The organism is Ruegeria sp. YS9, from assembly GCF_024628725.1.
Lineage (GTDB): Bacteria > Pseudomonadota > Alphaproteobacteria > Rhodobacterales > Rhodobacteraceae > Ruegeria > Ruegeria atlantica_C.
The window spans coordinates 2,688,653-2,702,357 of the sequence record NZ_CP102409.1 but is presented as its reverse complement, the minus strand read 5'-3'; the positions used below and the strand labels follow the sequence as shown (position 1 = coordinate 2,702,357).

At 59.4% G+C, this 13,705-nt stretch carries 13 protein-coding genes; 6 read left to right on the top strand and 7 right to left on the bottom strand.

The features are described from left to right. Positions 1-33: 33 nt before the first annotated feature. The 4 genes from NOR97_RS13665 (at position 34) to NOR97_RS13650 (ending at position 3,951) form a co-directional block, all read left to right on the top strand. A complete protein-coding gene (locus NOR97_RS13665; protein ID WP_257599439.1) occupies positions 34-492 on the top strand; it encodes a hypothetical protein in 459 nt (152 codons plus the stop codon). 110 nt (positions 493-602) lie between these two features. Then, the gene (locus NOR97_RS13660) at positions 603-1,220 is read left to right on the top strand and encodes a ribonuclease HII (protein ID WP_170345571.1); all 618 of its coding nucleotides are present in this window, start codon (positions 603-605) and stop codon (positions 1,218-1,220) included. A 107-nt stretch (positions 1,221-1,327) separates the two neighbouring features. Then, positions 1,328-2,428, top strand: coding sequence for a site-specific DNA-methyltransferase (locus NOR97_RS13655; RefSeq protein WP_257599438.1), 1,101 nt, complete (start codon positions 1,328-1,330; stop codon positions 2,426-2,428). A 140-nt stretch (positions 2,429-2,568) separates the two neighbouring features. Continuing rightward, a complete protein-coding gene (locus tag NOR97_RS13650; protein WP_257599437.1) occupies positions 2,569-3,951 on the top strand; it encodes an adenylate/guanylate cyclase domain-containing protein in 1,383 nt (460 codons plus the stop codon). 79 nt (positions 3,952-4,030) lie between these two features. On the opposite strand, the gene NOR97_RS13645 is transcribed toward NOR97_RS13650, so the two are convergent. Together NOR97_RS13645 and mutY are read right to left on the bottom strand one after the other, a co-directional pair. Beyond that, positions 4,031-5,167 (bottom strand): alkane 1-monooxygenase, encoded by a 1,137-nt coding sequence (locus tag NOR97_RS13645; RefSeq protein WP_170345574.1) that lies wholly within the window; start codon positions 5,165-5,167, stop codon positions 4,031-4,033. Positions 5,168-5,228: 61 nt separating this feature from the next. Further along, the gene (gene mutY, locus NOR97_RS13640; RefSeq protein WP_257599436.1) at positions 5,229-6,284 is read right to left on the bottom strand and encodes an A/G-specific adenine glycosylase; all 1,056 of its coding nucleotides are present in this window, start codon (positions 6,282-6,284) and stop codon (positions 5,229-5,231) included. An 81-nt stretch (positions 6,285-6,365) separates the two neighbouring features. On the opposite strand from mutY, the gene NOR97_RS13635 reads away from it, so the two are divergent. Both NOR97_RS13635 and NOR97_RS13630 read left to right on the top strand, forming a co-directional pair. Next, on the top strand, positions 6,366-6,872 hold the full coding sequence (locus tag NOR97_RS13635; protein ID WP_170345576.1) for a DUF721 domain-containing protein: 507 nt from the start codon (positions 6,366-6,368) through the stop codon (positions 6,870-6,872). A 13-nt stretch (positions 6,873-6,885) separates the two neighbouring features. After that, positions 6,886-7,548 (top strand): DsbA family protein, encoded by a 663-nt coding sequence (locus NOR97_RS13630; protein ID WP_257599435.1) that lies wholly within the window; start codon positions 6,886-6,888, stop codon positions 7,546-7,548. Positions 7,549-7,587: 39 nt separating this feature from the next. On the opposite strand, the gene lpxK is transcribed toward NOR97_RS13630, so the two are convergent. The 5 genes from lpxK to NOR97_RS13605 form a co-directional block, all read right to left on the bottom strand. After that, positions 7,588-8,589, bottom strand: a complete 1,002-nt coding sequence (gene lpxK / locus NOR97_RS13625; protein WP_257599434.1) for a tetraacyldisaccharide 4'-kinase — start codon at positions 8,587-8,589, stop codon at positions 7,588-7,590. After that, a complete protein-coding gene (locus NOR97_RS13620) occupies positions 8,576-9,814 on the bottom strand; it encodes a 3-deoxy-D-manno-octulosonic acid transferase (RefSeq protein ID WP_257599433.1) in 1,239 nt (412 codons plus the stop codon). The genes lpxK and NOR97_RS13620 overlap by 14 nt, the downstream gene beginning before the upstream one ends. Further along, positions 9,811-10,611 (bottom strand): 3'(2'),5'-bisphosphate nucleotidase CysQ, encoded by an 801-nt coding sequence (locus NOR97_RS13615; protein WP_257599432.1) that lies wholly within the window; start codon positions 10,609-10,611, stop codon positions 9,811-9,813. The genes NOR97_RS13620 and NOR97_RS13615 overlap by 4 nt, the downstream gene beginning before the upstream one ends. Next, positions 10,598-11,944 (bottom strand): TldD/PmbA family protein, encoded by a 1,347-nt coding sequence (locus tag NOR97_RS13610; protein WP_257599431.1) that lies wholly within the window; start codon positions 11,942-11,944, stop codon positions 10,598-10,600. The genes NOR97_RS13615 and NOR97_RS13610 overlap by 14 nt, the downstream gene beginning before the upstream one ends. A 172-nt stretch (positions 11,945-12,116) precedes the next feature. Continuing rightward, positions 12,117-13,631, bottom strand: a complete 1,515-nt coding sequence (locus tag NOR97_RS13605) for a DUF2125 domain-containing protein (RefSeq protein WP_257599430.1) — start codon at positions 13,629-13,631, stop codon at positions 12,117-12,119. Positions 13,632-13,705: the final 74 nt, after the last annotated feature.

Sequence of the window (13,705 nt, the reverse complement as noted above, 5' to 3'; positions counted from 1 at the left end):
ACGGTCGCCCAAACACTATGAAGGACACGCATCATGCACAGGAAATTCATTGCTTTCATCGTTGCGACCGCGGTTGCAATAACCGGGGTTTCTGCTTCTCAGGCGCGGGCTGCTGATGCAAAGGACATTCTTGGCGGGCTGGCGGCCATCGCGATCATCGGGGCCGGGGTTCACTATTACAACAAGGAAAAGAAAAAGGATCGGGCGGCTCGCCATCAGACATATACCCCGGCACCTTACACGCCGCAGCCAGTGCGCCCTCTGCCGCCGCGCGTGGCGCGATACGATCTGCCGCAGCGCTGCCTGCGCACATTCAACGGGTATTCACAGGATCATCCGCTGCTTGGGCCTAAATGCCTCAAGAAGCACTACAAACATGCCAATAGCCTGCCGCAAGAGTGCAAAGTCGGTTTCTGGAATGGCCAAAAGGTCAAGCGGGCATACGAACCCGCGTGCCTGCGCCAGAAAGGATACCGTGTCGTTTATCAGTAACAACGGTTGAGCAGGAGCGGCGCCAATGACGCGCCGTGTGAGAGAGGGCGGTGTGGGCTGCCCTCTCTTTTTTTCTTGCGGCGCTGTGTGAAACGCGGTTTTCCAAAGGCATGACAAAACCAGACTTCGAACTTGAGCAGGCGCTGCTGGACCGGGGCCATTATCGCATCGCGGGTGTGGATGAGGTCGGGCGCGGCCCTTTGGCGGGACCAGTTGTCGCCGCGGCCGTGATCCTGAACCCACAGGCCATCCCCGAAGGGTTGAATGATTCCAAGAAGCTGACGGCCAGACGTCGGGCCGCGCTGGATGCCGAGATCCGGCACAGCGCCGAGTTTGCCGTGGCCGAAGCCTCGGTCGCCGAGATTGACGAGATCAACATCCTCAGGGCATCGCATCTGGCGATGCTGCGCGCGGTCGAGGCTCTGTCGCCGGCCCCTGATTTCCTGCTGATCGACGGGAACATGATTCCACGCGGCCTGAAAATCCCGTCGCAGGCCATCGTGAAGGGGGATGCCCGATCGGTGTCGATTGCAGCCGCCTCGATCCTTGCGAAAAACTGGCGCGATCAGGTGATGGTGGATTTGGCGCAACAGCATCCGGGATATGGATGGGAAACCAACGCCGGTTATCCGTCAAAACAACACAAGGAAGCACTGCAAAATCTTGGCGTGACCCCACACCATAGACGTTCGTTCAAGCCGGTGCACAATATCTTGTATCAAGAGTAAATCGTAAGCCGCTGATTCAAAAAAGAAATTGACGCCGATTCGTCTTTGACTCATCCTTGTCTCAACCAAATGAGCGCAAAAGCGCCGTGGACACTTGAGGCAGTGATATGACGACAACCACCAAAAAGGGCGCAATAGCGCCCCCTTTAAACACGATTCTATCCGGGGACTGCATCGACGTGATGAACAGTCTTCCCGAGGCATCCGTTGACCTGATTTTTGCGGATCCGCCCTATAATTTGCAGTTGAAAGGCCAACTGCATCGCCCGGATAACAGCCAGGTGGATGCGGTGGACGATCACTGGGATCAGTTTTCAAGCTTTGGTGCCTATGACGAATTCACCCGCGCGTGGTTGAAGGCGGCGCGCCGTCTGCTCAAGCCAAATGGCGCGATCTGGGTGATTGGCTCTTACCACAACATCTTTCGTGTGGGTTCGGCCTTGCAAGATGCAGGGTACTGGATTTTGAATGACGTTGTCTGGCGCAAATCCAATCCGATGCCCAACTTCCGCGGCAAGCGTTTTACCAACGCGCATGAGACGATGATCTGGGCGTCCAAGCGCGAAGGGGCCAAATACACCTTCAACTATGAGGCGCTGAAGGCCCTGAACGAAGGCGTGCAAATGCGCAGCGACTGGGTGCTGCCGATCTGCACCGGGCATGAACGTCTGAAGGATGAAAACGGCGACAAGGCGCACCCGACGCAAAAGCCCGAGTCTCTGCTGCACCGGGTTCTGATCGGTTCGACAAATCCCGGCGACGTGGTGCTTGATCCGTTCTTCGGCACCGGCACCACGGGTGCGGTAGCCAAGATGCTGGGCCGCGAATTCATTGGTATCGAACGCGAGGAATGCTATCGCAAGGTGGCCGAGAAACGCATCGCCAAGGTGCGCAAGTTCGACCGTGAGGCTCTGGAAGTCAGCGCCAGCAAACGTGCCGAGCCGCGTGTTCCGTTCGGGCAGCTGGTCGAGCGCGGCATGCTGCGCCCGGGCGAAGAGCTCTATTCCATGAACCAGCGCCACAAGGCCAAGGTTCGCGCCGATGGCACGCTGGTCGGCGACAACGTCAAAGGCTCGATCCATCAGGTGGGCGCTCATCTGGAAAATGCGCCGTCCTGCAATGGCTGGACCTATTGGTGCTTCAAGCGTGACGGCAAAACGGTTCCGATCGACGTTCTGCGCCAGCAGATCCGGGCCGAGATGAACTGATTTCAAGAACACCGCCGGTGCCTGTGGCCTGACACAAGGCACTACGCCTTGCCCCGCCGATCCTACGGCGGGGTCTTTTGTTTTTGGACCAACAGTGATTGCATGAAGATGACCCTGACACTGCAAGAAAGATCACGGCCATGACCGAGACAACCGCGCAGCCCCGCCGCAGCCTGTTTTTCACGGAACCTGACACTTTCGATCTGGACAACAAATACACCGAGGCCGCGTTGGAGCGGCACAAGCGCGAAGGGCTTGAACTGGCTGTACGCGCGCGCTGGGTGGCCATGGCCCTGACCGGGGCTCTGCTTATTTTTCTGAACCCGCAATGGGATGTGCTGTGGTATCATTTCATCCTGCTGCTGATCTGCGCCAATGGATGGCTGATCCGCAGCGCGGGCCGGGTGGGGCAATCCCGGGTCGAGCTTCTTTTGATCTTTGTTGATCTGTTGATCATGACCCTGGGGATGATCGTACCCAACCCGTTCAGCGATGATGTCCGGCCGCTGGCCATGCAATATCGGTTTGACAACTTTCAGTATTTTTTCGTCATTCTGGCGGCTGGAACCCTGGCCTATTCCTGGCGTACGGTGATTGCCATCGGTTCGTGGACGGCAATGATGTGGACGATCGGTTGGATCGTCGCCTGGTGGGTGGCCACGCCTATTCCGGAGATCAGCGAAAAGGTTGCAGAGGCCTTGCAGGGCTATCCGGATGTTGCCGAGCTGCTGGATCCCAACAGTTTCATGATACCTCAACGTATTCAGCAGGTGATCGTGTTCATGATGGTTGCAGTAACGCTGGGCATCTCGATGCGGCGACTCAATCAATTGTTGATGAACAACGCGGGGCTGGAACGGGAACGGGCCAATCTGTCACGGTATTTCTCGCCCAATGTGGTAGATGAGTTGAGCCAGAACGATGAACCGCTGAAACAAGTCCGCAAAGCGGATGTGGCCGTTCTGTTCATCGATATCGTCGGGTTCACCAAATACGCTGCCGGGCGGGACCCCTATGAAGTGATCGAGGTGCTGCGCGGGTTCCATGCCCGTATGGAAACCGAAGTATTCCGGCACCACGGGACATTGGACAAGTATCTGGGCGACGGTTTGATGGCGACCTTCGGCACGCCGGTGCCAACGCCTCTGGACGCGAGCAATGCCCTGGAATGCGCCCGTGCGATGGTAGGCGCGATCGACCGTTGGAATCTGGAACGTCGCAGGGTTGGAGAGCCCGAAATCCATGTCGGCGTTGGGGTGCATTCCGGCTCGGTCGTACTTGGGGATATCGGTGCCAACCGGTTGGAATTCGCGGTGATTGGCGATGCGGTCAATGTGGCTGCCAAGCTTGAAGCGCTCACGCGTGATTTCAAGGCGCGTGTCATTGTCAGTGATGCCGTGCGCCTGCGGGTTGCGGAAGAAAACCCGTCGATGTCGGAGGCCATGGCCGGTTTTGTTGCCTGTCGCGACCAATCCGTGCGAGGGGTCGAGGCGCCGATGGATGTCTGGGTGATGAAAAGCTGAGGGCCTCCCGCCCGTCAGAACAGCATCGCAGATGCAGTGCTGACAGTTGGGCCAAGCAGCGCGCCTGTGCGCGCTGCGGTCACGCTTTGGGCATGGGGTTCAGAGATTTGTTGTAGGGGTGCCAGTCGGTGATCTCGGGATAATAGTGGCGTCGCCACGCGCGAACGCGCGGGTTCATGACCCGCCGCCACAGCGGAGGGATCATCGCGGCCACGGTCATGACGGGATAGCCATAAGGCAATTGCGGAGCTGTGTCCGACGCGTGATGTTGCAGCAGCGGAAACCGGCGGTTGGGTTTGTAATGGTGGTCCGAATGGCGCTGAAGATTGATCAGCAACCAGTTCGACGCTTTCTGCGAGGCATTCCACGAATGGCGTGGCAATACATGCTCGTACCGTCCGTCGCCCAGGTGTTTTCGGGTCAGGCCGTAATGCTCCACGTAGTTGACCAGCTCGAGCTGCCAGATCGCGACGCCAGCCTGTAGCACAAACAGCGCAACGCCGGACCATCCTCCGATCAGGCCAGCCAGTGCCAGCATCCCACCTTGCAGCGCCCAGTACCGCCAGAAAGGGTTTGAGCGATCTGTCCATGGTCGGTCTTTGCGGGCCAGCTTGTCGCGCTCGGCGCTGAAGGCCGAAACCCAGCATTGCCACAGAACGCGGGGATAGAAGCGATGAAACCCTTCGTTGTAGCGCGCCGTCACCGGATCGCGCGGGGTTCCAACATGGCGGTGATGGACCAACAAATGCTCGGACCGAAAATGAGAATACAGCACCATGGCAAGAAGAATGTCACCCAACCAGCGTTCCAAGCGGCTTTTCTGGTGCATCAACTCGTGGCTGTAGTTGATCCCAATCGTGCCCGAAATGACGCCCATGCCAAAGAACAGGCCGATTTTCTCTAGCGTTGACAGATGGGTGTTGTGGGTTGCGTACCAGATCAGACCAAAAAGGGTGACGAACTGGATCGGGACCCAGAGTTTTGTCAGCAATATGTACCATTGCAGCGCCGTGTCCGGCGTCTCGGGGTCGGCGTTTTGAGTGTTGAGCCCGGTGATCCGGTCCAGCACTGCAAAAGCCCACCAGGTTGCGGCAGGAACCAGCAGCAGTGACCATCCACCGGTAGCAGCTGAAAACCAGACCAGCGGGATCAGCAGCAGCGACACCCAGAAAGGGGATGCAGATTGCCAGCGGGACAATGTGCCAGTTGCGATCATCTTTTCTGCTCCGACTTTTTGGACATACCCTAGACATGGCCCGAAGACTTGCACAGCGGACTTATTGTCCTTTCCAAAGGTCATAGGCCTTACGCATCACGGTTGGCAGGTCGCCGGGCCTGAAGCTGTGCTTGTCGACGACCGTCAGATGTTCGGGTACGTCGTGATCAGCGGCATCCGTGGTCCAGATCCGCAAAATCAGGTGGAAATGTGTAAATGTATGGCGCACTTCGCCCGGCAACATCTTCCAATTCGCAGGGAACGGGGCACGTTCGGTCGGGGCATCGTTCCACTCTGATCCGGGCCAGCCCAGCATTCCGCCCAGCAGGCCTTTGTCAGGTCGGCGTTCCAGCACCATGGCACCGTCTGCCATACGCGCGACATACACGTGCCCATAGCGGGTTGGCTTGGGTTTTTTGGGTGTTTTTCTTGGCAGGTCGGCTTGGGTGCCTGCGACGCGGCTCAGACAGGGGTCACGCAGGGGGCAGATGCCACATGTCGGCGACTTCGGCGTACAGATGGTGGCCCCCAAATCCATGACCGCCTGCGCGTAATCGCCGGGGCGTGCGGCCGGGGTCAGGGCTGACGCCTTTTCCTTCAGCAGGGGTTTGGAGCCGGGTAACGGGTCGTGAATGTCGTGGAGCCGGGCCATGACACGCTCGACGTTTCCGTCCAGCACGGTTTCGGGCTGATCGAATGCAATGGCCGAGATCGCAGCCGCAGTATAGGGGCCAATGCCGGGTAGCTTCAGCAGGGCGTCAAAGCTGTCGGGAAACCGGCCATCGCAGTCCTGCGTGACAGCGCGCGCGCATTTCAACAGATTGCGGGCGCGAGCGTAATAGCCAAGCCCGGCCCATTCCCCCATGACCTGTTCGTCCGGTGCGGCGGCCAGGGCCTGAACTGTGGGCCAACGGGTGGTGAAACGCAGGAAATAGTCACGAACGGCGGCAACTGTTGTTTGCTGTAGCATCACTTCGGACAACCAGACCCGATAGGGATCGGGGCGTATGCCGGCGGCGCGATCCGCCGGACCCGTGCGCCATGGCATTTCGCGGGCGTGGCGGTCGTACCACTCCAGCAACGCATCACTGACGGTCAATTCAGCAGAGTCACGCAAGTTTTATCCATCTCCCTGTCGGGTTTCTCTGGCACCCGGTGCCCTGCTCAGTACAATAGAGGTGTAGGAGCTGGAAACCAGATGCAACGCAGACGTTCTTCGACCCGTGGGTTCAAACGCACCGCGTCCGTGCTGAACGATCAGATCAGGCGCGCCGGGGAAAGCCGGGGGTTTGCCGTGTCGCGGCTTTTGACCCATTGGGCCGAGATCGTCGGCCAGGAAATCGCCGCCATCGCACGCCCGGTCAAAGTGGGTTATGGCAAGGGCGGTTTTGGTGCGACCCTGACCGTTCTGACCACCGGGCCACAAGCTCCGATGCTGGAAATGCAGAAGGAACAGCTGCGCGGGAAGGTGAATGCGGTCTATGGCTACAACGCCATCAGCCGCGTCCGCATTACCCAGACCGCTCCGACCGGATTTGCCGAGGGGCAGGCCAGTTTCGACCACAAGCCGAAGCAAACCAAACCCCAGATTGCGCCTGACATTGCCGCCGAGGCTGACAAAGTGTCACGCAATGTAAATGATGAAGATTTGCGCGCGGCTCTTGAACGTCTCGGGCGCAACGTTTTATCCAAACAGAAACGCTGAGAAAGGGCTGAGAATGAGCCGTATTGCAACCGTAATCTGTGCGGCTGTCGCCGTAGCCGCTGGCGGCTATTGGCTGACACAGTCGAACACCAACGTCACCCTTCCGCTGGTCAGTGCTGCCGAAGCGCAGGAGGCAGACCTGGATACTTCGACGATCGTCGATATGGTGCAGGGCGCTGAGGATGCGCCGGTCGAGATCATCGAATATGCATCCTATACCTGCCCGCATTGTGCGAGTTTCCATCAGGGTGCCTACAAGCAGATCAAGAAAGACTTCATCGACACCGGCAAGGTCAAGTTTATTTACCGCGAAGTCTATTTTGACCGCTACGGCCTTTGGGCATCGATGGTGGCCCGCTGCGCCGGCCCGGAAAAGTTCTTCGGTATCACCGACCTGATCTACGAAGGGCAAGCCGAATGGTCACGTGCTGGTGGTCCGGCCGAGATCGTGGACGAGCTGCGTAAGATCGGTCGTCTGGCCGGTATCGATGGCGACCAGCTTGAGGCTTGCCTGCAAGATGGCACCAAGGCGCGGACATTGGCTGCGTGGTATCAGGAAAACGCCGAACGTGATGGCATCCAGGCGACTCCGTCGTTCCTTGTGAACGGCAAGAAAGTCGACAACCAGTCCTACGCGGACTTCAAAAAGTTGATCGAAGACGAATTGGGTGGCTAACCACCCTTTTCCGGTTGGCCCTGTCTGGGCCGACCGGACCTATTTTGGTGCAGGTGCTGCGTTCAGCAGCATGTCGCGGACCTTGTCAGTTTCACCGACTTGCAAACGAACCGGCAGAGTGATCACTTTGCTCCGAAACGCCGGAGGCAGGCGTACGGCGTCTTTTTCGGTTGTGATCATCTGAGCACCCAGCTGGCGCGCCTCGTTTTCCAGTCGGGTCATCAGGGCCTGAGTCAGGGGCTGGTGATCGTCCAGAGCTTCGGCGCGGACCAAGTCTACGCCCAGCTGCCGCAGGGTTCTGAAGAACTTCTCGGGGTGGCCGATACCGGCAAATGCCAAAGCGCGTGTCCCGGTCCAGTCCATGCCGGTTTGCAGGGGTTCGATTGCACCGGTGACATGGGGAACGGACAACTTGTCGCCCCACTGACCGGTGAAAGCCTGTTGTGCAGCCTCATCGCCCAGAGACAACACAAGGTCGGCCCGTTTCAACCCGATGTCGACCGGTTCCCGCAGCGGACCGGCAGGCAGGCACAAGCCGTTTCCGAACCCGCGTTGAGCATCGACAACAATGATCGAGAAATCCTTGGCCACCGAGGGGTTCTGAAAACCGTCATCCAGAACGATTACCGTGGCACCCGCAGCCGCGGCGGCCCGCGCGCCCGCTGCCCTGTCCTTGGCAACCCAGACTTCGGCAAACATCGCCAGAAGCAGCGGCTCGTCCCCAACTTCGGCAGCAGTGTGCTTGGCCGGATCAACTTGCACCGGCCCCTCCAAAGAGCCTCCGTGCCCCCGCGTGACGACATGTGGTTCGTGCCATGCGCCCCTAAGCTGTTCAAGAGTCCAGATCACCGTTGGTGTTTTACCGGTTCCACCAGCGTTTAGGTTGCCGACACAGATCACGGGCACACCCGGCTTTTCGCCGGATTCCGAGGCGATCCTTCGGGCGGTTGCCGCTGCATATAGGCGCCCCAACGGTGCCAGCAGACGCGCCCTCGGATCCGGTTGGTCCGGGGGCGTGTTCCAGAAATCAGGTGCCCGCATGATCCGCACTCCGCTGATCCAGAATATCCTGCACCAATTCGATCAGGGCGTCAGCCTGTGGTGCGCCTTCGGTCAACAACTGCCACCCCGCCAGCGCCATGTCGGCAGCTTGATCCGGGGCCAGAAGCTGCACAACGGCGTCGCCCAGTTCGGTTGCCGTTTTTACCTCTTTGGCGGCGTTCACCTGTTGCAGGCTGGAATAGAATTCCTGATGGCGGTGCACATATGGTCCGAACATGATCGCAGACCCCAGCGCGATTGCTTCGGACGGGTCCTGACCGCCCGCGCCGCGTTCCAGCGAGCTGCCCATGAATGTCACTGCTGCCATGCGATGCCACAGGCCCAGGTTTTCGGGGTCCGATGTCAGGACGACCTGAGTGGTATCTTCGATCATGTCCCCTTCATCCCAGCTGACGCAGCGCAGGTCCATAGACTCCAGCCGCCGCCTCAGCGGCGTGACTTCCGGCTCGTTTGCCACGTGCAGCACCAGAACCAGCCGATGCAGCATCCGCAGAGCCTGACGGTGGGCTGTCAGGACCGAGATAAACTCCTTGTCCTGAACCCATGCCGCCAACCAAACCGGGCGCCCGGCAAGCGTATGAGTGGTCTCGATAAGCTCGTCTTCCGGCCAGGGCCGGGGGTCGGGGCTGATCCGCAAAGGCGGTGATTCCGCGACTTTATCGGATAGAACACCGAGACGGCGGATCTGTCGAGCCGTCTCGGCAGATGGCGTGAGAATCTTGCGGAAACAGTCAAAGGTCACCCGTGTGATGTCCGGCAGCCAACGGGCGTTTCGGGACAGTGTGACGCTGAATTGAGCGTCGAACAGGACCAGCGGGATCGCCTGTTCGTCAGCGCGCGTGACAATGTTGGGCATCAGATCCCCACCGACCCACAACCCCATGTTCGGACGCCAGTATTCGATAAACTCGCGGGCTGCTCCACTCTGTTCCTGTGGCAGGTTGATCAAGGGGAACTTGCTGTCCGGCCAGTTGGACAAATCCTCATTTGGGGGTGCTGTCAGCAGGAAATTCAACTTGGCCCTGACCTGCGACAGCCGACGACAGAAGTCGGTCACAGCCCGCAGCCGATCCGGGGTGGCAACATGGATCCACAGCAACTCACCTTCGGGGCGCGGCATGTTGGATTGCGGCGCAACCCGGTTGCGCATCCCCCATGACAACACCCTGTAGGCGGCCAGGCTGAGTGAGCGCGGTTTGCTCATGTTCCGATTCCCGGCCCGGCCGGGTCCAGCAGTGCGGACAGTTGCTGATGAATCGAGGCGCTGGCGGCGATCACGCCGTTCAGCCTGGGGTGCGCATTGTTGAAGATCAGCCGTTGCCCCGTACGGTCCGAACAGATTCCGCCGGCCTCTCGAATGATCAGGTCGCCTGCGGCAATATCCCATTCCCAACTGGGGCGCAGGGTCAGCATGGCATCGAACCGCCCCTGCGCAACCAAAGCCATGCGATAGGCAAGCGACGGGCGGTAGGCGCGTTCGAACTCTGGTGCCTGCGCGTGGCGCCAATGCCGTGCGTCAAGGTTTGGCTTGGCAGCCAGAATTTCTGATTGCAAAAGCTCTGGGGTGTCCGAGGTCGTGATCGTTTCGCCATTGAGAGTCGCGCCCTGACCCTGTGCCGCCGTGTACAGCAAATCCCGCATCGGCAGGTAGATGACCGCCGCCGTCACCACGCCGTTGTCGGCGACGGCCATGGAATGCGCCCAGGTGCGCGCGCCTTCTGCAAAGCTTCGGGTGCCGTCGATCGGATCGATGATGAAAGTGTTGCTGCGGTCCAGCCGGTCGGGTGAGTCTTCGGATTCCTCGCTGAGCCAGCCATAGCCCGGCCGTGCTGAACACAACCGTTCCTCCAGCATCGTGTTCACGGCAAGATCCGCTTCGGTCACTGGCCCGGCGCCATCGGGTTTGTCCCAGCGCTGTGCTTGCGTGCCGGAATAGCGCGTGGCGATCTTGCCGGCCTCCAGTGCCGCTTCGATCAGCAGGGGCAGGTCAGTTGCCGGCAAGTGTCATTCCTTCGATCAGAAGCGACGGAACCACGCGCGACAGATAGGGGCGGGCATCGTTCGCCGGGATGATCCGGCGCAGCATGTCCCGCAGATTGCCCGCGATGGTGCATTCATTGACCGGATGCGTGATCTCGCCATTCTCGACCCAGAAGCCCGATGCACCCCTTGAATAGTCACCGGTATTGGGGTTGACCGTCGATCCGATCATGGACGTGACCAGCAACCCGGTCCCCATCTCGCGCAGCAGGTCGGCGCGGCTTTGGTCGCCTTGTGTCAGGCTCAGGTTCCAGTTGCTGGGCGATGGCGGGCCCGAGACCCCACGAGTGGCGTTACCCGTGGACGCCATGTCCAGTTTTCGCCCGCTTGACAGGTCCAGCGTCCACCCGGTCAGGATGCCGTTTTCCACGATTGCCCGGCGTCGTGTCGGCAAACCCTCGGCGTCAAAAGGACGCGAGCCCGAGATACGTGGCCGATGCGGGTCTTCGATCAGAGAAAGGTGTGCGGGCAGAACGTCCTGCCCCAGACAATCCTTGAGCCAGGATGCGCCCCGCGCGATTGCTGCACCATTGCTGGCGGCCAGAAGGTGGCCGATGAGCGAAGATGAGATTCGTTCGTCAAAGAGCACGGGAAAGCGACCCGTTTCAGGTTTGCGCGCACCAACCAGTTGCACGGCGCGTTCGCCTGCTGTGCGCCCGATCTCATCTGCGCTGCGCAGGTCGGATTGGAACGTCCGGCTGTCGCCGTCATAGTCCCGCTCCATCCCGGTGCCTTCTCCCGAGATCGCAACACAGGATATCGACCGGCTACTGCGTTCATATCCGCCGGTGAACCCGTTTGTCGCGGCCAGATGCACATGGTGGGTTCCATAGCTTGCGGCCGCATCTGACACCTGGGTAACGCCGGTAACGGCCAGCGCTGCGGCCTCGGCCCTCAGAGCATCCTGCATTAGGGCTTCGGCGGACGGGGCCGGGGCAGGGTCTGTCAATTCCAGTGACTCTGTGTTCCAGTCTGTGACCAGCTGGTCCGGGTCAGCCAGCCCGGAAAACGGGTCTTCGGGGGCTTCCTTGGCCATCGCAACCGCTCGTTCCGCCATGGCGCGCAGGGTTTCCGGCCGGCTGTCGGAACTGGACACAATGGCAGACCGTTTGCCCAGAAACACCCGCAATCCCAAATCAGTGCCTTCCGAGCGTTCGGCGTGTTCCAGCGCGCCGCCCCGCACTTCGACGGAAACAGAGGATCCGTCGAGAACGATGGCATCCGCCGCGTCCGCGCCCGCCTTGCGGGCCACGTCAAGCAAGTGCTGGCTGATTTCTTCTGGTGTGCGGGTCATGAGGCCTCCGGGTTGGTTGCCAAGGACCTAGCCTTGGACTGCCCGTCTCGCAAGACCTGTGACCGGATTGTATGTTGAGGATCGCGGTGAACCCGTGCCGTTTCAGAGGTTTGTGCAGGGGTCGGCAGGACGGAGAAAGGGCCGCATGTTGCGCGGCCCTTTCCGTTGATCGTCACTTGATACGCTGACCATTCGCCAGGATCTGACCGTCTTCGGTGAACTCGATCTTCGAGTTCAGTGTGTCCGGTTCTTCGCCCGGGACGGCCATCAGGCCCATCATCATGCGGGCGCCCAGCGCGTCTTCGTCCGAGATGATTCCCATGCCGATCAGGGTGTCGATCAACTGGTTGGCACCAACCAATTGAAGGTTCGCCACGCCGCTTGGGCTGGGCAGGCCATCAAACTCTTCGGTGTTGGTGTTGTCGAAAGCAAAATCTCCGTCACCGGTCAGCTTGGCGCCAACCAGCGAAACCAACAGTTCGTTGATCTTCAACGAGTGCAGTTCCCCCGGCGCTTCGTCGGATTCGACGTCGATTTCAGGATCGAATATGTTCATCAGCACTTTCGCTGTTCCCGTCGCATCCAACGCAATCGTCGCAGGGTCACGCGGCAGTGCGCCCGCAGGATCGAAAATGCCCCACAATATGTCCGACATGGTGAAATCGGTCAGGTTCAGCCCAAAGCCGAAAGGTTGAACTTCATCCGATTGCTGGATGGGGAATTCGAAGTTCAGGCCAGCCTTGGCCATCGAAAGTTCGATCGGGAACGGCAGGCCCGCCGTGGTAACGGCCATCTTCGTGCTGTTCTGGTCAATGTCATAGACGATACGATCTGCATCGATGCTGGCAGCAAAACGCCCGCCTTCGGACGTGCTGTTCATCGAGAACGCCTGACCTTCGCTGGTTCCGCTCAGATCGGTGCTGCCCGCGGCATAGGTGAAGGTGCCGTCAAACGAGAAACCAGCCTTGTAAAAGGCTTCTGGGTCCGAAAAGTCAAAATCCGGCGGGATCACGTTTTTGCCTTCAAATGCCAGTTGATCCAGTTGACCGTTGATCAACCCGTTTTCGCCGCTTTCAGGATCCTGAAAGTTCAGATCATAGGTTGAAGTGGCTGCGTTGAACGTCTGGCTGATGTTCCGATTGTCGCCGATCTGCATCCGCGAGCTGCCGGACAGATCGCTTGCTTGGACATTGATGCCAAACACATCATTGGGCAGAGCCTCACCATCGACCTCAATCGAATCCAGTTTCACCCCCAGATTGTCAGCCTTGTAGTCATAGGTCATGTCGTCCGGTGTGCCTGAAACGACCATGTTCAGTTGGCTGTGGGAATAGGTGACAGTGGCTGCGAAGTTTTCGTCTTCGGCCTGACCGGTGATTTCCATGGGAAAGCTTTCCGGCAGGTCAATGGTAACGGTCCCGTCACCATTTTCGGTCAGTGTCATTTCTGGCATGACCATCCGAAACTGCCCTTCCTCTTCGGGCAGGACCACTGAAAGTGTCATGTTTGAAATCGTGGTGACGTCGCCCGAGGTGCTTTCGTCTCCTGTGATGGTGTAACCCATCGAAGTGAAATAGCTCTGCCAATCGGACCAGACATCATTGGCCGACAGGTCTGCAAACGCCCCTTGGGTAGCAACGGCATAAGCCAGGGCAGCGCCGCAGCTGCGGCGAAGGAAAACGGACATAAGGTAACCCTTCTTGATCAATTTGTGGCGCATGGTCGGGTTTGTGGCGGGTATCGTCAAGGGGGCAAGGGCTG